Origin of the sequence: Streptomyces sp. MJM8645 (assembly GCF_001625365.1) — a bacterium.
GTDB lineage: Bacteria > Actinomycetota > Actinomycetes > Streptomycetales > Streptomycetaceae > Kitasatospora.
In genome coordinates, this window is the sequence record NZ_LJJF01000001.1 from 3,441,893 (window position 1) to 3,461,954 (window position 20,062).

Sequence of the window (20,062 nt, forward strand, 5' to 3'; positions counted from 1 at the left end):
GGTTGAGCGCTCGGGAGGATGGAGGCATGACGACGACGAAGACTGCGCGTGAGATTTCCGAGACCTACTTCGCGGCCTGGCAGGCGGGCGACTTCGAGGCGCTGCGGGGGCTGCTGGCGGAGGACGTCGACTTCGTGGGGCCGCTGGCCACGGTGTCGGGGGTGGAGAACGCCCTGGCCGGGCTGAAGGGGCTCGGGCAGGTCCTGGAGAAGATCGAGGTGCACACCCGGGTGGTCGAGGGGGACGACGTGATCACCTGGTTCGACCTGCACACGAGCGTCGCACCGCCGGCGCCGACGGCGAACTGGAGCCACGTGGAGAACGGGCGGATCACCCGGATCCGGGTGACCTTCGACCCGCGGGAGCTGCTGGCGGGCTTCGCCCGCTGAGCGGCTGGGGCGCACCGCGCCGCCGGACTGAGGGGCTGGGGGGGTTGAGGGGCTGAGGGGCTGAGGGGCTGGGCGATCCGCCGCCGGACCAAGCGGGGCCAAGCGGTCCGACCCGCCGGGCCGGATCGCCCAGCCCGGCGGGTCGGACCGAGGCGGCCCCGGCTACCGTCGCGCCAGCCAGCCGCGAACCGCCCAGGCCGCCGCGCCGAGGGCGAAGCCGTAGACCGCCACCAGGCCGTGCCCGTTGTCCTGGGCGAGCCACATGGCGAGGCCCAGCACCGGGACGCCGACGGCCAGGGCGCGCTCCCTGGGCAGGCGGGTGCGGGTGAGGAAGGCGAGGGCCAGGGTGGCGCCGAGGAAGTAGGTGGCGCCGGAGCTGCCGGCGAAGTTGCGGGGGTCGGCGCTGGGGCCGTCGCCGAAGCCGAGCAGGTCGTCGATCCGGCCGGGCAGCAGGATGCCCGCGAGGAAGAAGGCGAGGGTGAGCGGGCCGCCCCAGTACCACTGGGCGAGCGCGGCGACGGCGGCGAGGGTGGCGAGGTTCCACAGGCCGCCGCCGAGGCCGCCGTTCTGCAGGAAGACCGAGGTGAACTCGCGCCACCAGCCGGACTTGGCGGGGTCGGCGTCGAGCGCGTCCATGGCGCCGGACCAGAGCAGCTGGAGCAGCACGCCGCCGACGGCGAGCGTGGTCAGGGCGACCGCCGCCCACGGGATCGGCCGCCCCCGCAGCGTGTCCCGGCCGACCACGCCGAGCCCGCAGTTGACCATCATGACCATCAGCGCGGCCGTGGTCACGTTGAACAGGATCGCCCCCATGACTGCCCCTCCCCCATTGCATTCCAACACCGTTCGAAAACCGGGCAGGGCAAAGCTAGCACAGCTTTCGAACGGTGTTGGAAAACGTTGTACGGTGGAGCCATGAAGCTCACCAAGGAGCGCATCGTCGATGCGGGCATGGCCGTCTTCGCGGAGGTCGGCTACCACAACCTGTCCATGCGCCAGGTCGCCGACCGCCTCGACGCCCACGCCGGCAGCCTCTACTACCACGTGCGCGGCAAGGACGAGTTGCTCACCCTGATGGCCGACCGCGTCTGCCGACAGGCCTACGACACCGGCACCGGAGCCCTCGCCACCCTCGGCCCCGACGCCACCTGGCGGGACCGGGTCGAGGCCCAGGCCACCACCCTGCGCCGCAGCATCCAGCAACACCCCGGCGGCGCACTGCTCCTCGCCGAGAGCCCCGGCATCCTCAGCTCCGGCGGCCTCTCCCTGATGGAACGCCTGCTGCGCACCCTCCTCGACGCCGGCCTGCCCACCGTCCACTGCGGCATCGCCGCCGACATCCTGCTCAGCCACGTCACCGGCTTCGTCCTCCAGGAACAGAACCAGCCACCGGCCCCACCACCCGTCAGCGCCGAGCTCTACGCCGACCTGTGCGCGCAGTTCCCGCTGATCATGGGCGAGTTGATCCCCCGGATCAGCCAGGACGAGAAGTTCACCCAGAGCATCCGACTGCTCTGCACCGGCTTCGCCGCCCTCGTCCCGGGCCTCAGCCCTGCTGCGGCGGGCGACGGCGCAGGCTCAACAGCAGCAGCACCACCGCCGACAGCACCGCCGACAGGCGCAGCACGCCCGGGGCCGCCGACCAGCTGATCTGGCTGAACTGCGCACCGGCCTGCACGCCCGCGCCGCCCTGGGCGCCCGGCTTGGCCTGCATGGCGTGCAGGGTGGCCGCGCTCATCGTGATCAGCGGGATCCCGAGGATGACGAACTTGCGCATCAGATCGGAGAGTTGGCGGGACAGGTAGCCGAGGGCCCAGCCCACCAGCATGGCCGGGAAGAAGCTCATGGCGGCGCCGCCGATCAGCAGCCCGCAGGAGAGCAGGACCAGCAGGGACGGCCGCCGAACCCCGACGCCTGCACCTGCACTTGCGCCCGCACCCGCACCCGCACCCGCATCGGCACCGGCCTGGCCGGCGGGGACGGCCGGCTGCGCCTTCGCCTTCCCCGCGGCGGCCGCCCTCCCCTTGGCCTTGCGCAGCTTCTTCCCCTTCCCCGAAGCCGCCGCAGCCGCCCCCGCCGGATCGGCAGCCTGCGCGCCCGCCGCACCCGCCCCGCCCCCGGCGCGCTGCTCGGGGATCGGCTTCGGCGGAGCCTGCGGCGAGTCCGAGAAGTTGAGCAGCACCAGATCCCAGCCGTTCGCGCCGGAGCTGTACACCTGGGGCGGCGGGATGGAGTCCGAATCGTCCTCGGGCCCGTCGAAACGCGACTTGTCCAGCTGTACGGGCGGCGCCCCGGCCCCCGGGGCGCGCGGCGTCCGGGGCGGATCCAGCGGCACCGACGGAGTCCCGCCGCCCGGCGCCGCCGTGTCGTACACGCTGTCCCCGTCGGAGGCGCCGGACGGACCGGAGGCCCCGGACCCACCCGACGCACCCGGACCGCCCGAACCGCCCCTGTCACCGGCAGCACCGGCCCCGGCAGACCCGCCGGAGGCCCCCGCCCCGCCCCCCGAACGGCCGCTCCACGGCCCGCTCCTGCGCCACCACTCGCCGTCCGTCATCACCGACACCCCGCCTCGCGCCCGAACCCCGGCCCACCGAACCACCCTCGGCCGTGACGCTACCCACCCCGCCCCCGCCCACGCGAGTCCTGAGGACCGGTCCACCACGGGCCGCCGCACGGACACCCCGCCGTCCGCCCGCCCGACTAACCTAGGTCGAATGACCACACAGCAGGGCCCTCAACGCCAGGGCAGGTCCGCCGCCGGCCCCCGCACCCTCGCCGAGGAGTTGCGCGCCCGCCCCGACGACGCGCTCGCCGCCCTGCTCCGCTCCCGCCCCGACCTGCTCAACCCCGTCCCCGGCGACCTCACCCAGCTGTCCGCCCGGCTCTCCTCCCGCGCCTCGGCGCTGCGCGCCCTGGAGCGCCTGGACCGCTTCACCCTGCAGGTCGCCGAGGTCCTGGCCACCGCCCCGGACGGCACCGGCCTGGCCACCGTCCGCACCCTGCTGACCGGCCCGGCCAAGGTCAAGCCGCACCCCGGCGCGACCCCGCTGACGCCCGCCGACCGGTCCGCCGTCGCCGCCGCCCTCCCCCGGGCGATCGCCACCCTGCGCGACCGGTCCCTGCTCTGGGGCCCGGACAACGGCCTGCGGCTGGTCCTCGCCGTCCGCGAGGCACTCGCCCCGACGGCCGCCAACCCCGGCCGCACCGGCCTCGGCCCGACCCTCTCCGACGCGACCGTCGGCATGTCCCCGGCCCGGCTGCAGCAGCTGCTCGCCTCCGCCGGACAGCCCGCCACCCCGGACCCGGTCACCGCCGTCGACGCGCTCGCCGCCCTGCTGAACGACCGCGCCCGCTGCGCGGCGCTGCTCGACACCGCCCCCGAGGCCGCGCTGCGGCTGCTGGAGCGGCTGGTCTGGGGGCCGCCGACCGGCACCGTCCCGGACGCCACCCGCCCGGTCACCGCCGAGGACGCGCAGAGCCCCGTCGAGTGGCTGCTCGCCCGCGGGCTGCTGCTGCCCAGCGGGCCGGGCAGCGTCGTCCTGCCGCGCGAACTGGCCCTGCACCTGCGCGGCGGCCGCACCCACCGCGCCGTCGAGCCGGTCCAGCCCGAGCCCGCCCCGGCCGCCGCCCCGCGCGATCCACAGGCTGTGGACGGCGCGGCGGCCGGCCAGGCCCACACCGCCGTCAAGACCGTCGAGGAACTCCTCGACACCTGGGGCCTCACCCCGCCGCCCACGCTGCGCGCCGGCGGCCTCGGCATCCGCGACCTCAAGCGCACCGCGCAGGCCCTGGAGACCACCGAGCAGCAGGCCGCCTTCTGGCTCGAACTCGCCTACGCCGCCGGGCTGCTGGCCCCCGACGGCGAGGCCGACGAACGCTGGGCCCCGACCCCGGCCTACGACGGCTGGCTCCAGCGGGACACCGCCGAACGCTGGTCCGTCCTCGCCGCCGCCTGGCTCGCCGCCACCCGCGTCCCCGCCCTCACCGGCACCCCGGACGGCAAGGGCAAGCCGCGCGCCGCACTCGGGCCCGAGCTCGACCGCACCCTCGCCCCGTCCGTCCGCCGCGCCACCCTCGCGCTGCTCGCCGAACTCCCGCCCGGCACCCCCGCCACCGCCGCCGAACTCCTGCCCACCCTGCGCTGGCAGCGCCCGCTGCGCGGCGGCCCGACCGGCCCGGACGGCCACGAGCTGCGCGACGACCTCACCGCCTGGACCCTCGCCGAGGCCGAACTCCTCGGCGTCACCGGCCGCGGCGCCCTCGCCGCCCCCGCCCGCGCCCTGCTCACCGCCGAATCCGACCCGGCCGAGGTGCTCGCCCCGCTGCTGCCGCAGCCGCTCGACCACGTGATCCTGCAACCGGACCTCACCGCGATCGCCCCCGGCCCGCTGCTCACCCCGCTCGCCCAGGCCCTCGCGCTGTGCGCCGACATCGAGTCCAAGGGCGGCGCCACCGTCTACCGCTTCACCCCGGTGTCCGTACGCCGCGCCCTCGACGCCGGACGCACCGCCGCCGACCTGCGGGCCTTCCTGGAGCAGCACTCCCGGACGCCCGTCCCGCAGCCGCTCGGCTACCTGATCGACGATGTCGCCCGCCGGCACGGCATCCTGCGGGTCGGCGCCGCCTCCTCCTACCTGCGCTGCGACGACCCGTCCCTGCTGAACGAGGTCCTCGCCGACCGCCGCTCCGCCGACCTGCGGCTGCGGCTGCTCGCCCCCACCGTCCTCGCCGCCCAGGCCGCCCCGGACGTCCTGCTCGCCGCCCTGCGCACGATGGGCTACGCCCCGGCCGCCGAGTCCGCCGAGGGCGACGTGCTGATCACCCGCCAGGACAGCCACCGCACCCCGCCCCGCACCGCCCCCGCGCCCGTCCCGGACGGCCCGCCGACCCCCGACGACACCCTGCTCGCCGCCGCCATCAAGGCCATCCGGGCCGGCGACCGCGCCGCCACCGTCAACCGCCGTGACTCCACCCCCGACCCGCGCCAGCTGCCCCGCACCGCCGCCGCCGAGACCCTCGCGGCCCTGCAGACCGCCGTCCTGCTCGGCGAACGGATGTGGATCGGCTACCTCAACGCCGAGGGCATCGCCAGCCAGCGGATCATCGACCCGGTCAAGGTCGAAGGCGGCTTCGTCACCGCCTTCGACCACCACGCCGACGAGCTCCGCACCTTCGCCCTGCACCGCATCACCGGCGTCGCGGAACTCGACGAGTAACCCCGGCGGCAGGGCCGGGCTCAGTGCCCCTGCGACTCCTTCATCTTCTCCTTGACGGCCTTGTCCGCCAGGCTGCCGATCTCCCCCTGCCCGACCGGCAGCGAGCCGCCGCCGACCTGGTCGGCGATCAGGAATCCGGGCGCGGCGAGCAGCCCGCCGGGCCCCTCCCCGATCCCCGCGAGGGCGTGCGCGGAGCCGACGGACGAGGCGGTGGCCGCGAAGGCCGTGCCCATCAGGGCGAGAGCGGTGAGAACGCGCTTCGACTTCTTCATGCCCGGCTCAACGAGCGATGCGCACCGTGGTCACCCGGAGCCGTCGCCCGGAGCGCGGGTACCGGCGCGGTCGCGGTCGCGGGCGCGGTCACCCGTACGAATGGAACAAGCCCGATCACGTTTGGAAGGGGCCCGCTCACGTTCGCCGCGCAATGCGCGACACTGGAGGGTCTGCGTCAATCCAGCCTGTCAGCCAGTGGAGGGCTTCCCCGCGTGAACGACGGACCGCTCATCGTCCAGAGCGACAAAACTCTTCTCCTGGAGATCGATCACCCCAAGGCCGCCGAGTGCCGCCGCGTCATCGCGCCGTTCGCCGAGTTGGAGCGCGCCCCCGAGCACGTGCACACGTACCGGGTGACGCCGCTCGGGCTGTGGAACGCGCGGGCGGCGGGGCACGACGCCGAGCAGGTGGTCGACGCCCTGGTGACGTACTCGCGCTACCCGGTGCCGCACGCACTGCTGGTGGACGTGGCGGACACCATGGGCCGCTACGGGCGGCTCCAGCTGCTCAAGCACCCGACGCACGGGCTGGTGCTCGCCACCACCGACCGGCCGGTGCTGGAGGAGGTGCTGCGCTCCAAGAAGATCGCCCCGCTGGTCGGCGCCCGGGTCGACCCGGACACGGTGGTGGTGCACCCCTCCGAGCGCGGCCAGATCAAGCAGGTGCTGCTCAAGCTCGGCTGGCCGGCCGAGGACTTCGCCGGGTACGTGGACGGCGAGGCGCACCCGATCGAGCTGGACGAGGACGGCTGGCGGCTGCGCCCGTACCAGGCACAGGCCGTCGAGGGCTTCTGGCACGGCGGCTCGGGCGTCGTGGTGCTGCCCTGCGGCGCCGGCAAGACGCTGGTCGGCGCGGCCGCGATGGCGCACGCCAAGTCGACGACGCTGATCCTGGTCACCAACACCGTCTCGGCCCGCCAGTGGAAGCACGAGCTGGTCAAGCGCACCTCGCTCACCGAGGAGGAGATCGGCGAGTACAGCGGGACGCGCAAGGAGATCCGCCCGGTCACCATCGCCACCTACCAGGTGATGACCACCAAGCGGAAGGGCGCCTACGCGCACCTGGAGCTGTTCGACGCCCGCAACTGGGGCCTGGTGGTCTACGACGAGGTGCACCTGCTGCCGGCGCCGGTGTTCAAGTTCACCGCCGACCTCCAGGCCCGCCGCCGCCTGGGCCTGACCGCGACGCTGGTGCGCGAGGACGGCCGCGAGGGCGACGTGTTCAGCCTGATCGGGCCCAAGCGCTTCGACGCGCCGTGGAAGGAGATCGAGGCGCAGGGCTACATCGCGCCCGCCGACTGCTGCGAGGTGCGGGTCACCCTGACCGACTCGGAGCGACTGGCCTACGCCACCGCCGAGCCCGAGGAGCGCTACCGCTTCTGCGCCACCACGGCGACCAAGCGGCGGGTGGTGGAGGCGCTGGTGAAGAAGCACGAGAAGGACCAGACGCTGGTCATCGGCCAGTACATCGACCAGCTGGACGAGCTCGGCGAGGTGCTGGACGCGCCCGTGATCAAGGGCGAGACCAGCAACGCCCAGCGCGAGAAGCTGTTCGAGGCGTTCCGCAACAAGGAGATCGGCGTCCTGGTGGTCTCCAAGGTCGCGAACTTCTCGATCGACCTGCCCGAGGCCACCGTGGCCATCCAGGTCTCCGGGACGTTCGGCTCCCGCCAGGAGGAGGCCCAGCGCCTGGGCCGCGTCCTGCGCCCGAAGGCGGACGGCCACTCGGCGCACTTCTACTCGGTGGTCGCCCGGGACACCGTGGACCAGGACTTCGCCGCCCACCGGCAGCGCTTCCTGGCCGAGCAGGGCTACGCGTACCGCATCATCGACGCGGACGACGTGCTGTAGGGCGTGCGGTAGGGCACCCCGGCCCCGGACACCGTCGCGCCCGAGGAGGACCACGCGCGCGGCGGTGCCCGGGGCGGTGCCGCCGCGGTGCGCGTCCTCCGGGTCGTACGGGGGCCGGGACCTGCGGGCCCGGGACCTGCGGGGCTGGAACCCCGGGCCGCACGGGTCTAGGATCGTCCGTCTGCCCCCTCCCGAACCGTGGTACCTGCTGAAGTCGCGCAGGCAGCCGGGGGAGGCGCCGACCGCACGGCAACCGGTCGGCCGTACCCACCGTGAGCTCCATCGATCCGCTGCGCCCGGTTCCGGCGCAGCCGGGAAGGTTCGCTGTGCCCGCCACCCCCACCACCGACCCCCTCCAGCGCGAACGCGACCACCTGGCCGCGTCCCGGTCCGCGCTGCGAGCGATGCGCGAGGACGTCCAGTCGCTGGACCTGCGCGACGTGACCGGCACCTGGGTGTCCGCCGCCGTCCTCCAGAACCAGATCGAGGCCCGGATCGCCGCCCTCGCCGACCTCTCGCACACCCCGCTGTTCTTCGGCCGCCTGGACTACCTGCACGCGATCAGCGAGGAGCTGAGCGAAGGAGGAGGCGGCGAGAACTTCTACATCGGGCGCCGGCACGTCCACGACGCCGACGGCGACCCGATGGTGATCGACTGGCGCGCGCCGGTCTCCCAGCCGTTCTACCGGGCCACCCGCACCGAGCCGCTGGACGTCGAGCGCCGCCGCCGCTTCGGCTACACCGCCGGCGAGCTCACCGCCTACGAGGACGAGCACCTGAGCGACCCGGCGGAGGCGGACAGCGCCTCCGCCCTGCTCGCCGCCGAGATCGAGAAGCCCCGCGTCGGCCCGATGCGCGACATCGTCGCCACCATCCAGCCCGAGCAGGACGAGATCGTCCGCTCCGACGTGACGGGCACCATCTGCGTCCAGGGCGCCCCCGGCACCGGGAAGACGGCCGTGGGCCTGCACCGCGTCGCGTACCTGCTGTACGCGCACCGTGAGCGCCTCGCCCGGACGGGCACGCTGGTGATCGGGCCGAACAACGCCTTCCTCTCCTACATCGAGCAGGTGCTCCCGGCCCTGGGCGAGCTGGACGTCGCCCAGGCGACCGTGCAGCAGCTGGTCGGGCACGTCGAGGTGCGCGGCGAGGACGACCCGCAGGCGGCCCGGCTGAAGGGCGACGCCCGGATGGCCGAGGTGCTGCGCCGGGCGGTGCGCGCGGGCATCGCGCTGCCCACCGAGCCCTGCGTGGTGGTCCGCGGCTCCCGCCGCTGGCGCGTCCAGGCGCACGAACTCGCCGCGATCATCGAGGAGCTGAAGGGCCGCGAGGTGCGCTACGGCGCCGCCAGGGACGCCCTGCCGCAGCGGATCGCGCACACCGTGCTGCTGAAGATGGAACAGTCCGGCGAGGCCCCCGACGACCGGGTGCAGGACGCGGTGGCCCGCAACGCCGCGGTCAAGGCGGTGGCCAAGGAGTGCTGGCCGGCGGTCGATCCGGCGAAGCTGGTGCTGCGGCTGCTCTCCGACCCGGAGTTCCTGGCCGCCTGCGCGGAGGGCGTGCTGACCCCGGAGGAGCAGCAGGCGGTGCTGTGGCCCAAGCCGGGCCGCTCGGTGAAGACGGCCCGCTGGACGCAGGCCGACGCCGTCCTGGTCGACGAGGCGACGGACCTGGTGCAGCGCACCCCCTCGCTCGGGCACGTGGTGCTGGACGAGGCGCAGGACCTCTCCCCGATGCAGTACCGCGCGGTCGGCCGCCGCTGCACGACCGGCTCGGCGACCGTCCTCGGCGACCTCGCCCAGGGCACCACCCCGTGGGCGACGGCGAGCTGGCCGGACGCGCTGCGCCACCTGGGCAAGCCGGACGCCCACGTCGAGGAGCTGACCAAGGGCTTCCGGGTGCCGGAGGAGGTCATCGCGTACGCCTCCCGGCTGCTCCCGGCGATCGCCCCGGGCCTGGCCCCGGCGACCTCCGTGCGCGACGCCCCCGGCTCGCTGACGATCCGCCGCCTCCCGGACGGGGAGGCCGTGCCCGCCGTCCTGGCGGCCTGCCGCGAGGCGCTGGAGCACGAGGGCTCGACCGGGCTGATCGCCGCCGACGCCCGGATCCCGGCGCTCGCCGAGGCGCTGACCGCGGCCGGCCTGCCGTACCTGTCCCCCGGCGCCGAGACCAGCGCCGAGGCCCGGCTGACGCTCGTCCCGGCCTCGCTGGCCAAGGGCCTGGAGTACGACTACGTGGTGCTGGACGAGCCGGCCGCGGTGGTCGCGGGCGAGCCGGACGAGCGGACCGGCCTGCGGCGGCTGTACGTGGCGCTCACCCGTGCCGTCTCCGGCCTGACGGTGCTGCACGGCGAGCCGCTGCCCGCGCAGCTGCACTGAGGAACCGGGCAGCGGGGGCTGGCCCCACCGGGACCGGCCCCCGCCCGCCACGCGCGCTCAGGCGTCGATCAGCGCCCGCCACTCGGCGACCTTGGCCGCGTCCACCGGCGTCCGCCAGCCGTCGGCCCGCACCGCGCCGCCGACGTGGAAGCCGTCGAAGCCCTCGGCCCGCAGCCCCTTCAGGTGTTCGGCCCGCAGGCCGCCGCCGATCAGGATCCGCTGCCCGTACCCGGGCTCGCCCGCGCGGGCCAGGTCCGCCAGCAGCACCTCGTGCCCGGCGTCGACGCCGGCAGGCGCGCCCGAGGTGAGGAAGGTGTCCAGCCCGGGCAGCGCGCCGACGGCGGCCCGCAGGGCGGCCCGGTCGGCGCTGTGGTCGATCGCCCGGTGGAAGGTCCAGCGGCAGCCGGCCACCGCCTCGGCGACGGCGGCGGTGGCGGCCAGGTCGACGGCGCCATCGGCGTGGAGGAAGCCGAAGACGAACTCCTCGGCGCCCTCGGCCCGCAACGCGGCGGCCCGGGCGGCCAGTTCGTCCAGGCCGCCGGGCGCGAAGCCGTCCTGGATCCGGAGCATGACGCGCAGCGGGATGTCGACGGCGGCCCGGATCCGGGCGAAGTCCTCGACGGGCGGGGTGAGCCCGTCCGCGGCCATGTCGGTGACCAGTTCGAGCCGGTCGGCGCCGCCCGACTCGGCAGCCTGGGCGTCCTGGGGCGTCAGCGCGATGACTTCGAAAATTGGTCTAGACATATCAGTAGGTTGCCACATCCGGCCGGACCCGGCGAGCACTTCGCCCCAGCCCCCGGGTCACGCCAGGCTGCGCCCCTTCCCGGAGCCCCCGCCGAACCGTCCGCCGAGCCCGTCGCCGGTCCCGATCCGGCGCACCGCCACCGCGGCCGCCACCAGGAGCAACAGCACCGGCGCCGCCATCGGCAGCACGTGCCAGAACCCGCGGCCCTCGCGCCAGATGTTGAACAGGCCCGCGAACATCGTCAGCGACAGCACCGCGACCCCGACGGCCGCCGGCAGCACCCGGCCGCGCAGCGCGGTGAAGGTCAGCAGCAGCGGCCCGATCAGCAGCACCGCGAACCACTGCATGTCCAGCGGGAAGGTCGAGTCGCCCCAGTGCTGGAGCGCCACCAGCAGCCCGCCCCCGAGGACCGAGGCCAGCGCCAGCCCGCCGGAACGCCAGGAGGCCCTGGGCAGCAACTCCGTCGGCGCCGCGGCCAGCAGCAGCGCCCCCAGCACGAACGGCATGGTGGCCACGCTGCTGTCCCCCACCCCCCAGAGGTCGAACTCCGGCGGCAGCACGACGGCCTTCGCCAGCACGAACAGCGCGGAGACGGCCTGGACCAGCGAGATGACCCGCACCGCCGTCCAGCGCCCCGTCACGACGGCCACCGCGAGCAGCAGCGCGATCACCGGCGGCGCGATGGTCAGGGCGTACGTGAGGTACGAGTCGTCCCAGGTCAGCCGATGGGCGGCCCGCTCCGCATCGCTCACCCACGGCACCAGGGCCGCACCGGCCAGCGCCCCGGCGACCATCGGCGCGGCCAGCGCGAGCACCCGCCCGGCCAGCGAGGAGCCGGTCAGCCCGAGCCGCACCCGCAGCCCGTACGCGGCCAGGTCGAACGCCTCGCGGGCGACGGCCGAGCGGCCGGCCTCCGCCGTGGTGTCGGCGAACACCGCGGCCAGTTCCTCGCCGCGCTCCCGGCGGTAGCGCGGCGGGTAGAACTGCAGCGCCGCCCGCAGCGCGGTCGAAGGCGCCCCCATCGTCGGCGTGGTCATGGGTGTGGTCATGCGAAGAACCCCCTCATCATCGACTTCCCCTCCGGCTCCGGCTTTCCCTGCAGCGCCGACAGGACGTTCGCGAGACGGCGCTCCGCCTCGGTGGCGACGGCCCGCAGCCGCTCCGCCTCGGAGGCCAGCGCCTCCCGGCCGACGCTGGTCAGCGCGTAGCTGCGCCGCGCCCGCCCGTCCACGACCTCCTCCGCGGCGACCTCGATCAGCCCCTGCTGGAGCAGCCGGTCGAGGGCGCCGTACAGGGTGCCGGTGCGCATCTTGACCCGGCCCTCGGAGATCGCGGCGATCTCCTGGATGAGGGCGTAGCCGTGTCTCGGGGCGTCCGCCAGGGCGGTGAGCAGCAGCAGCGTCGGCTCCTGCATCGAGCGTTCAGTCATACGACTACATATATCGTCAACCTACCTATAGGTCCAGTACTCCCGCCGCCCGGTCCACCACGCGGACCACGAGCCGGCTACGAGCGGACCAGGAGCGGGCTAGGAGAGCTCCCCCACCGGCGCGACCACCGCACCCTGCTTGCCGCACACCCAGTGCGGCTCCGGCCCCAGCTCCGGCTCCACGCCGAGCGCGTGCGGGTCCCCGTCGGCGGCGCAGGCGGTGCACAGCGGCCAGCGCCCGTACGCCTCCAGCAGCGCGTCCTGGACGTCCTGGGCGACCAGCCCGAGCACGTACTCGGTGCCGTCCGGCCACTGCTCCAGCCACCAGCGGCGGTGCGTCACGGCCTGCTCCACCAGGGAGACGACGGCGGCGTCCGCCACGTCCCGCGCGGTGAGGTCGGCCAGGATCAGCGCCCGCGCGTTGTGCAGCGCGGTCTCGATGTCGTCGGAAGCCATCTGTCCATTCTCCGGTAGAACGCCGTGTGGGCGGCCCCCCGAAGGGGACCGCCCACACGATCAGGAACCAACTGATCCGATCGGTGCGATCAGGATCAGAAGTCCATGTCACCGCCCGGCATGCCGCCGCCGGCGGCCGCAGCGGCCTTCTCCGGCTTGTCGGCGATGACGGCCTCGGTGGTGAGGAACAGCGCCGCGATGGAGGCGGCGTTCTGCAGCGCGGAGCGGGTCACCTTGGCCGGGTCGATGATGCCCTCGGCGATCAGGTCGACGTAGGTGTTGGTGGCCGCGTTCAGGCCGTGACCGGCGGGAAGGTTGCGCACCTTCTCCACCACGACGCCACCCTCCAGGCCGGCGTTGGTCGCGATCTGCTTGATCGGGGCCTCCAGCGCGACCTTGACGATGTTGGCACCGGTGGCCTCGTCGCCCTCCAGCTCCAGCTTGTCGAAGGCGACCGAGGCCTGCAGCAGCGCGACGCCACCACCGGCGACGATGCCCTCCTCGACGGCGGCCTTCGCGTTGCGGACGGCGTCCTCGATGCGGTGCTTGCGCTCCTTGAGCTCCACCTCGGTGGCCGCGCCGGCCTTGATGACGGCCACGCCGCCGGCCAGCTTGGCGAGGCGCTCCTGGAGCTTCTCGCGGTCGTAGTCCGAGTCGCTGTTCTCGATCTCGGCGCGGATCTGGTTCACGCGGCCGGCGACCTGCTCGCTGTCACCGCCACCGTCGACGATGGTGGTCTCGTCCTTGGTGATGACCACCTTGCGGGCGGTGCCCAGCAGGTCGATGCCGGCGTTCTCCAGCTTGAGGCCGACCTCCTCGGAGATCACGGTGCCACCGGTGAGGATGGCGATGTCGCCGAGCATGGCCTTGCGGCGGTCGCCGAAGCCCGGGGCCTTGACGGCGACGGACTTGAAGGTGCCGCGGATCTTGTTCACGACCAGGGTCGACAGGGCCTCGCCCTCGACGTCCTCGGCGATGATGACGAGCGGCTTGCCGCTCTGCATGACCTTCTCCAGCAGCGGCAGCAGGTCCTTGACCGAGCCGATCTTGGAGTTGGCGATGAGGATGTACGGGTCCTCGAACGTCGCCTCCATGCGCTCCAGGTCGGTCGCGAAGTAGGCGGAGATGTAGCCCTTGTCGAAGCGCATGCCCTCGGTGAGCTCAAGCTCCAGACCGAAGGTGTTGCTCTCCTCGACGGTGATGACGCCTTCCTTGCCGACCTTGTCCATGGCCTCGGCGATGAGCTCGCCGATCTGGGTGTCGGCGGCCGAGATGGAGGCGGTGGAGGCGATCTGCTCCTTGGTCTCCACGTCCTTGGCCTGGGCCAGCAGCTGGTCGGAGACGGCGGCGACGGCCTTCTCGATGCCGCGCTTCAGGGCCATCGGGTTGGCGCCGGCGGCGACGTTGCGCAGACCCTCGCGAACCAGGGCCTGGGCGAGCACGGTGGCGGTGGTGGTGCCGTCACCCGCGACGTCGTCGGTCTTCTTGGCGACCTCCTTGACGAGCTCCGCGCCGATCTTCTCGTAGGGGTCCTCGAGCTCGATCTCCTTGGCGATGGAGACACCGTCGTTGGTGATCGTGGGGGCGCCCCACTTCTTCTCCAGCACGACGTTGCGACCCTTGGGGCCGAGCGTGACCTTCACTGCGTCGGCGAGCTGGTTCATGCCACGCTCAAGGCCGCGGCGAGCTTCCTCATCAAAGGCGATGATCTTGGCCATCAGAAGTGGTCCTCCGGGACACGGTCGACTGCTCGGACCAAGGGGTGCCCGCGACGGACGGCCCTGGTGTGCGGGGGTCCTTTCCCCTACCGCTCCCGGGGGCCTCACCGACCCGGTCCGCTGTCACTCTCACGCTGTGAGTGCTAACGCCAATGATTAGCACTCCGGGTGGTCGAGTGCAAGCCCAATCGCGATCCCGCGAGCCGTCCGGGGCGCTCCCGCCGACCCGCGCAACTCCCCGCCGGGGAACGCCGACGGGCCCGCACGACGTGTGTCGTACGGGCCCGTCGAGAAGCGAGTGGTCACCAGCCGTGGGCCGCGCCGAGCTCCTGGGGTCGGAAGGGGGTCACACCGCGGCGCGGACCATGTCCGCCTGCGGGCCCTTCTGTCCCTGGGAGATCTCGAACTCGACCCGCTGGCCCTCCTCGAGGGTGCGGTAGCCGTCCATCTGGATCGCGCTGTAGTGGACGAAGACGTCCGCACCACCGTCGACCGCGATGAAGCCGTAGCCCTTCTCCGCGTTGAACCACTTGACGGTGCCCTGAGCCATTCCGAACTCCCCTAGTGCTGTGCTGGCCCTTCACGCGCCCGCAGGTCGCGGGCCCGGGTCTGGTTTGAAGGCCGGCCCGGGGAACCCCCCCTGGGCACAGCCGTGCACGCCGCAGTCCTCCGCCGGGGGTGCCTGACGGCGCCCTGTGAGCGGGTGATTACGTCGACCGCGGCTGAATGTATCCGGATCGACGCCCTCTGCAACAGGGTCAGCTGCGGGGAATTCCGGCACCGCACCAAGGGGCAGGACGGGCGAAAGCGGGAGGAATTCGGCATTTCACGCCGGACATAGCGGACGGATTACTACAAATCCCCGCGGGAATTCTGACATCTGCCTGACATGTTTCACGGCCCAGGCATCCGACCGGTCTCAGCGGCCGGACGACCGTCCGGCGATTCGCGGGTGAGGATGAGGGGAAGCCCTGTTCCCAACCGAGCCACACTCTACTCCGACTTGACCCCGCCATATTCCCGCCGAAATGCGGCCGGCCGTCCGTGCGTACGGAGAACGGAATTCCGTACGCGCGAACGGCCGGTCGGACGAACGGCTCGGGCGGAGTGCCCGGATCGGGGCGCGGCTCAGCAGCCGCCGGCCACCGCCGGGATGATCGAGACGCTGGCGCCGGCCGCGATCCCGGTCGCCAGGCCCTCGGCGAAGCGCACGTCGTCGTCGTTCACGTAGACGTTGACGAAACGACGCAGCTTGCCGGCGTCGTCCAGGATGCGGGCGGCGATCCCCGCGTGGTTCTTCTCCAGGTCGGCGATGACCTCGCCCAGGGTGGCGCCCTCGGCGGCCACCTCGGCGGCGCCGCCGGTGTAGGTGCGCAGGATGGTGGGGATACGGACGTTGGCGCTCATGGTTCTCCTAGCGGGTGCGACCCAGCGGGGTGGGGGGTGTTTCAGGCGGACGCGAGGCCGGCGTCGTGGAAGGACGCCAGGGTCGGGCGGATGACGGCGGTCATCCCGGCCCCGGCGACGGCGTCCAGGGTCTTCAGGCCGTCGCCGGTGTTGATCGCGACGGTCTCCTTGGCCGGGTCCAGCTGGCCGGTCTCCACCAGCTTCTTCAGCACGCCGACGGTCACCCCGCCCGCGGTCTCGGCGAAGACGCCCTCGGTCCGGGCCAGCAGCCGGATCGCGTCCACCACCTCGGCGTCGGTGACGTCCTCGACCGCGCCGCCGGTGCGCCGGGCGATGTCCAGCACGTACGGGCCGTCCGCCGGGTTGCCGATCGCCAGCGACTTGGCGATGGTGTCCGGCTTGACCGGGCGGATCACGTCCTGGCCGGCCTTGAACGCCGCCGACACCGGCGAGCAGCCCGCCGCCTGGGCGCCGAAGACCTTGTACGGCCGGTCCTCGACCAGGCCGAGCCTGATCAGCTCCTGCAGCCCCTTGTCGATCTTGGTCAGCTGGGAGCCGGAGGCGATCGGGATGACGATCTGCTCCGGCAGCCGCCAGCCGAGCTGCTCGCAGATCTCGTACGCCAGCGTCTTGGAGCCCTCGCCGTAGTAGGGGCGCAGGTTGACGTTGACGAAGCCCCAGCCCTCGCCGGCCGGGTCGCCGATCAGCTCCGAGCAGAAGCGGTTCACGTCGTCGTAGTTGCCCTCGATGCCGACCAGCTCGCCGCCGTACACCCCGGCCATGACGACCTTGCCCTGCTCCAGGTCGTGCGGGATGAACACGCAGGACTTGAAACCGGCCCGGGCGGCCGCCGCGCCCACCGCGCCGGCCAGGTTGCCGGTGGAGGAGCAGGAGAGCGTCGTGAAGTTGAAGGCCCGCGCGGCCTCGATGGCGCAGGCCACCACGCGGTCCTTGAACGAGTGGGTCGGGTTGCCCGAGTCGTCCTTGATGTGCAGCTGCGCGGTGAAGCCCAGCTCGCGGCCCAGGTTGTCCGCCTTGACCAGCGGGGTCCAACCGGGGTTCAGGTTGGGCTTGGTGGCGACGTCGGCCGGGACGGGCAGCAGCGGCGCGTAGCGCCAGATCGAACTCGGGCCGGCCTCGATCCGGCGGCGCAGCTCCTCGGCGCCCTCGCTGCCGAAGTCGTACGCGATCTCCAGCGGGCCGAAGCACTCCAGGCAGGCGAAGCTCGGACCGAGCGGGAAGCGGGTGCCGCACTCCCGACAGGACAGCGCGGTGGCGGGGCCGAGGTCCACGGATGCGGGTGCGACAGTGTCGATAGCCATGATGGCGGAGGCCTCTCTCCTCATCTTCCCCGTGGCACGGTCGCGCCACAGGCCGGAATTGGCACCTGTCCCGCCGGGGCCTGTCGACAGACAGCCGCGCGAGAAGGTTGCCGGGACGTCAACGGGCCGTTCCCTCAGTCCCTCTGGATGAGCTTGTGAAATTGTGGTGGTGCTCAACGGCGACCCCGACGTGCAAAGGTCCGGCCGCTGTACGAAGACTGTATCCGAAGGCGTCAACCCCGAACGGGATCGTCCGCCACGCGAGATGGCGCGTCCCACCGACCCCGCCGAGGAGAGTCCCGTGCCCGCCGAACCGACCCCCGCGCTGCTCCCGCAGGCGGCGTCCTGGCTGCGCCGCCGCTCGTGGAGCGCGGTCGACCGGCCGGTGCACGCCCTGCTGGAGGCCAAGCGCCGGACCGGCCACACGGTCAGCGTGGTGCTGCCCGCGCTGGACGAGGAGGCCACCGTCGGCGACATCGTCCGCACCATCCGCCGCGAGCTGATGGAGCGCCTCCCGCTGGTCGACGAACTCGTCGTCATCGACTCCGGCTCGGCCGACGCCACCGCCGCCGTCGCCGCCCGGGCCGGCGCCCGGGTGGAGTACCGCGACGCGATCCTGCCCCGGCTGCCCGCCGTCCCCGGCAAGGGCGAGGTGCTCTGGCGCTCGCTGCTGGTCACCCGCGGCGACATCGTCTGCTTCGTCGACGCCGACCTGCGCGAGTTCGACCCGGCCTTCGTCTCCGGCATCCTCGGCCCGCTGCTCACCGAACCGGACATCCAGCTGGTCAAGGCCATGTACGACCGGCCGCTGGAGACGGAGGGGGCGGTGGTCCCGGCCGGCGGCGGCCGGGTCACCGAACTGGTCGCCCGCCCGCTGCTCAACCTGCACTGGCCGGAACTCGCCGGTTTCGTCCAGCCGCTCGGCGGCGAGTACGCGGCCCGCCGCGCGCTGCTCGAACGGCTCCCCTTCCCCACCGGCTACGGCGTCGAACTCGGCCTGCTGGTCGACGCGCTGGAGACGGTCGGGCTGGACGCCCTGGCCCAGGTGGACGTCGGCGTCCGGCACCACCGGCACCAGGACGGCCAGGCCCTCGGCCGGATGGCCGCCACCATCTACCGCACCGCCCTCGAACGCCTCGACCGCACCCACCGGCTGAAGGCCTCGGCCGACCTCGTCCACCCGCTGCTGACCCAGTTCACCCGCGACCCGCAGAGCCGGGAGTTCACCGCCCACACCCACCCGGTGACCGCCCTGGAACGCCCGCCCATGCACACCGTGCCCGAGTACGCGACCCGACACTGAACACCCACCGAAAGGGTTTGCCGCTCCGGAGCCCAGGCAACGTACCAACCATGGGCGATCTCACGACCGAACGTTCGAGTGCGACCGGCACCGCCCCCGTCCTGGTGGCCTCCAATCGGGGACCGGTGTCGTTCAGCACCGCGGACGACGGCACGCTGACCCTCCGCCGCGGCGGCGGAGGCCTGGTCTCCGGCCTCTCCGCCATCGACGACCCCGACGCCGTCTGGGTCTGCGCCGCCCTCGGCGCCGCCGACCGACAGGCCGCCAGAGAGGCCCCGGACGGCCGCCTCGACCTCGCCGGGCACGACGTGGGCGGCCAGGCCGTCCGCATGCTGGACATCGATCCCGACACCTTCGCCCGCGCCTACAACGGCGTCGCCAACTCCACCCTCTGGTTCGTCCACCACCTGCTCTACGCCACCCCCACCGCCCCCGCCTTCGACGCCGGGTTCCGCACCGAGTGGGCCGCCTACCGCGCCTACAACGCCGCCTTCGCCGAGGCACTGGCCGCCGAGGCCGCCCCCGGGGCCGCCGTGCTGGTCCAGGACTACCACCTCTCGCTGACCCCGGCCCTGCTCCGCGCCGCCCGCCCCGACCTGCGGATCGGCCACTTCTCGCACACCCCGTGGGCCCCGCCCGAGTACTTCCGGCTGCTGCCCGACGACGTCGCCGAGGCCGTCCTCACCGGCATCCTGGGCGCCGACCGGGCCGGCTTCCTGACCCGCCGCTGGGCGCTGGCCTTCGCCGACTGCTGCGCCGACCTGCTCGGTGCCGAGGTCGACCGGGACGCCATGACCGTCACCCACGCCGGCCGCACCACCCGGCTCGGCGTGCACGCGCTCGGCGCCGACGCCGACTTCCTGCGCGAACGCTCCCACCGCCCGGACGTCGACGAACGCCTCGCCGCCCTCCGCGAGGCCGTCGGCGGGCGCCGCACCATCGTCCGGGTCGACCGCACCGAGCTGAGCAAGAACATCGTCCGCGGCCTCCAGGCCTACCGGCACCTGCTGCGCACCCGCCCCGAATGGCACGACCGGGTGGTGCACATCGCCTTCGCCTACCCCTCGCGCACCGACCTCGCCGAGTACCGCGCCTACACCGCCCAGGTCCAACGGCTCGCCGAGGACATCAACGCCGAGTTCGCCACCCCCGCCTGGCAGCCGCTGATCCTGCACGTCGACGACGACTTCCCGCGCTCCCTGGCCGCCTACCGGCTCGCCGACGTGGCCCTGGTCAACCCGATCCGGGACGGCATGAACCTGGTCGCCAAAGAGGTTCCGGTGGTGTCCGACCACGGCTGCGCCCTGGTGCTCTCCCGCGAGGCCGGCGCGTACGCCGAACTCGCCGAGGACGCGCTCACCGTCAACCCGTACGACGTCATCGCCACCGCCGACGCCCTGCACGCCGGCCTCACCATGCCCGAGGAGGAGCGCGCCGACCGCACCAAGCGCCTCGTGGCGGCGGCCACCGCGCTGCCCCCGCAGCAGTGGTTCCTCGACCAGCTCAACGCGCTGTGAACCGGCTCGGCGCGCTGTGAACCGGCTCGACGCGCTCTGAGCCGGCTCGACGCGCG

At 73.4% G+C, this 20,062-nt stretch carries 18 protein-coding genes and 1 riboswitch; of the genes, 7 read left to right on the forward strand and 11 right to left on the reverse strand.

Going from position 1 to position 20,062, the window contains the following annotated elements:
- Positions 1-26 precede the first annotated feature (26 nt).
- The gene (locus A6F73_RS14650) at positions 27-389 is read left to right on the forward strand and encodes a nuclear transport factor 2 family protein (RefSeq protein ID WP_063348218.1); all 363 of its coding nucleotides are present in this window, start codon (positions 27-29) and stop codon (positions 387-389) included.
- Positions 390-551: 162 nt separating this feature from the next.
- On the opposite strand, the gene A6F73_RS14655 is transcribed toward A6F73_RS14650, so the two are convergent.
- Complete coding sequence (locus A6F73_RS14655; RefSeq protein ID WP_063348219.1) at positions 552-1,202, reverse strand: hypothetical protein; 651 nt, start codon at positions 1,200-1,202, stop codon at positions 552-554.
- Between the two features lie 102 nt (positions 1,203-1,304).
- On the opposite strand from A6F73_RS14655, the gene A6F73_RS14660 reads away from it, so the two are divergent.
- On the forward strand, positions 1,305-2,039 hold the full coding sequence (locus A6F73_RS14660) for a TetR/AcrR family transcriptional regulator (protein WP_063348220.1): 735 nt from the start codon (positions 1,305-1,307) through the stop codon (positions 2,037-2,039).
- Here A6F73_RS14660 and A6F73_RS41455 read toward each other — a convergent pair.
- Positions 1,936-2,763 (reverse strand): hypothetical protein, encoded by an 828-nt coding sequence (locus A6F73_RS41455; protein ID WP_159398458.1) that lies wholly within the window; start codon positions 2,761-2,763, stop codon positions 1,936-1,938. The two genes, A6F73_RS14660 and A6F73_RS41455, sit on opposite strands and share 104 nt — an antisense overlap.
- Positions 2,764-3,106: 343 nt before the next feature.
- Between A6F73_RS41455 and A6F73_RS14665 the strand changes: the two genes are divergently transcribed.
- A complete protein-coding gene (locus A6F73_RS14665) occupies positions 3,107-5,608 on the forward strand; it encodes a helicase C-terminal domain-containing protein (RefSeq protein WP_063348221.1) in 2,502 nt (833 codons plus the stop codon).
- A gap of 20 nt (positions 5,609-5,628) precedes the next feature.
- Here the strand turns inward: A6F73_RS14665 and A6F73_RS14670 are convergent, their stop codons facing one another.
- Positions 5,629-5,880, reverse strand: a complete 252-nt coding sequence (locus tag A6F73_RS14670; RefSeq protein ID WP_063348222.1) for a hypothetical protein — start codon at positions 5,878-5,880, stop codon at positions 5,629-5,631.
- Between the two features lie 213 nt (positions 5,881-6,093).
- Here A6F73_RS14670 and A6F73_RS14675 point away from each other — a divergent pair, with 213 nt between their 5' ends.
- Positions 6,094-7,731 carry a DNA repair helicase XPB gene (locus A6F73_RS14675; RefSeq protein WP_063348223.1) on the forward strand — a complete coding sequence of 546 codons (1,638 nt, stop codon included), beginning with the start codon at positions 6,094-6,096 and terminating at the stop codon, positions 7,729-7,731.
- A 326-nt stretch (positions 7,732-8,057) separates the two neighbouring features.
- On the forward strand, positions 8,058-10,109 hold the full coding sequence (locus A6F73_RS14680) for an ATP-binding domain-containing protein (RefSeq protein ID WP_244293388.1): 2,052 nt from the start codon (positions 8,058-8,060) through the stop codon (positions 10,107-10,109).
- A 57-nt stretch (positions 10,110-10,166) separates the two neighbouring features.
- Here the strand turns inward: A6F73_RS14680 and A6F73_RS14685 are convergent, their stop codons facing one another.
- From A6F73_RS14685 to thrC, 8 genes are all read right to left on the reverse strand, one after another.
- Positions 10,167-10,853 (reverse strand): copper homeostasis protein CutC, encoded by a 687-nt coding sequence (locus A6F73_RS14685; protein WP_063348224.1) that lies wholly within the window; start codon positions 10,851-10,853, stop codon positions 10,167-10,169.
- A gap of 57 nt (positions 10,854-10,910) precedes the next feature.
- Positions 10,911-11,903, reverse strand: a complete 993-nt coding sequence (locus tag A6F73_RS14690; protein ID WP_159398459.1) for a hypothetical protein — start codon at positions 11,901-11,903, stop codon at positions 10,911-10,913.
- On the reverse strand, positions 11,900-12,283 hold the full coding sequence (locus A6F73_RS14695; protein ID WP_079135692.1) for a PadR family transcriptional regulator: 384 nt from the start codon (positions 12,281-12,283) through the stop codon (positions 11,900-11,902). Before A6F73_RS14695 ends, A6F73_RS14690 begins: the two co-directional genes overlap by 4 nt.
- 99 nt (positions 12,284-12,382) lie before the next feature.
- Entirely contained in the window at positions 12,383-12,739 is a 357-nt protein-coding gene (locus A6F73_RS14700) for a hypothetical protein (RefSeq protein ID WP_063348227.1), read from the reverse strand.
- Between the two features lie 95 nt (positions 12,740-12,834).
- On the reverse strand, positions 12,835-14,457 hold the full coding sequence (gene groL / locus A6F73_RS14705) for a chaperonin GroEL (protein ID WP_063348228.1): 1,623 nt from the start codon (positions 14,455-14,457) through the stop codon (positions 12,835-12,837).
- A 346-nt stretch (positions 14,458-14,803) separates the two neighbouring features.
- Complete coding sequence (locus A6F73_RS14710) at positions 14,804-15,007, reverse strand: cold-shock protein (protein ID WP_030289665.1); 204 nt, start codon at positions 15,005-15,007, stop codon at positions 14,804-14,806.
- Positions 15,008-15,585: 578 nt separating this feature from the next.
- On the reverse strand, positions 15,586-15,864 hold the full coding sequence (locus tag A6F73_RS14715) for a MoaD/ThiS family protein (protein ID WP_063348229.1): 279 nt from the start codon (positions 15,862-15,864) through the stop codon (positions 15,586-15,588).
- A gap of 41 nt (positions 15,865-15,905) precedes the next feature.
- Complete coding sequence (gene thrC / locus A6F73_RS14720) at positions 15,906-17,186, reverse strand: threonine synthase (RefSeq protein WP_063348230.1); 1,281 nt, start codon at positions 17,184-17,186, stop codon at positions 15,906-15,908.
- Positions 17,187-17,203: 17 nt separating this feature from the next.
- A riboswitch (SAM riboswitch) is annotated at positions 17,204-17,340 on the reverse strand.
- A gap of 147 nt (positions 17,341-17,487) precedes the next feature.
- Here thrC and A6F73_RS14725 point away from each other — a divergent pair.
- Together A6F73_RS14725 and A6F73_RS14730 are read left to right on the forward strand one after the other, a co-directional pair.
- Positions 17,488-18,489: a glucosyl-3-phosphoglycerate synthase gene (locus A6F73_RS14725; protein WP_244293389.1), complete on the forward strand. Its 1,002-nt coding sequence runs from the start codon at positions 17,488-17,490 to the stop codon at positions 18,487-18,489.
- Between the two features lie 50 nt (positions 18,490-18,539).
- Positions 18,540-20,006 carry a trehalose-6-phosphate synthase gene (locus tag A6F73_RS14730; protein ID WP_063348231.1) on the forward strand — a complete coding sequence of 489 codons (1,467 nt, stop codon included), beginning with the start codon at positions 18,540-18,542 and terminating at the stop codon, positions 20,004-20,006.
- Positions 20,007-20,062: the final 56 nt, after the last annotated feature.

Coding starts and splice junctions, on each gene's coding strand:
- A6F73_RS14650 (WP_063348218.1), top strand. CDS start 27: ATGACGACGACGAAGACTGCGCGTGAGATTTCCGAGACCTACTTCGCG.
- A6F73_RS14655 (WP_063348219.1), bottom strand. CDS start 1,202: ATGGGGGCGATCCTGTTCAACGTGACCACGGCCGCGCTGATGGTCATG.
- A6F73_RS14660 (WP_063348220.1), top strand. CDS start 1,305: ATGAAGCTCACCAAGGAGCGCATCGTCGATGCGGGCATGGCCGTCTTC.
- A6F73_RS14665 (WP_063348221.1), top strand. CDS start 3,107: ATGACCACACAGCAGGGCCCTCAACGCCAGGGCAGGTCCGCCGCCGGC.
- A6F73_RS14670 (WP_063348222.1), bottom strand. CDS start 5,880: ATGAAGAAGTCGAAGCGCGTTCTCACCGCTCTCGCCCTGATGGGCACG.
- A6F73_RS14685 (WP_063348224.1), bottom strand. CDS start 10,853: ATGTCTAGACCAATTTTCGAAGTCATCGCGCTGACGCCCCAGGACGCC.
- A6F73_RS14690 (WP_159398459.1), bottom strand. CDS start 11,903: ATGACCACACCCATGACCACGCCGACGATGGGGGCGCCTTCGACCGCG.
- A6F73_RS14695 (WP_079135692.1), bottom strand. CDS start 12,283: ATGACTGAACGCTCGATGCAGGAGCCGACGCTGCTGCTGCTCACCGCC.
- A6F73_RS14700 (WP_063348227.1), bottom strand. CDS start 12,739: ATGGCTTCCGACGACATCGAGACCGCGCTGCACAACGCGCGGGCGCTG.
- groL (WP_063348228.1), bottom strand. CDS start 14,457: ATGGCCAAGATCATCGCCTTTGATGAGGAAGCTCGCCGCGGCCTTGAG.
- A6F73_RS14710 (WP_030289665.1), bottom strand. CDS start 15,007: ATGGCTCAGGGCACCGTCAAGTGGTTCAACGCGGAGAAGGGCTACGGC.
- A6F73_RS14715 (WP_063348229.1), bottom strand. CDS start 15,864: ATGAGCGCCAACGTCCGTATCCCCACCATCCTGCGCACCTACACCGGC.
- thrC (WP_063348230.1), bottom strand. CDS start 17,186: ATGGCTATCGACACTGTCGCACCCGCATCCGTGGACCTCGGCCCCGCC.
- A6F73_RS14730 (WP_063348231.1), top strand. CDS start 18,540: ATGGGCGATCTCACGACCGAACGTTCGAGTGCGACCGGCACCGCCCCC.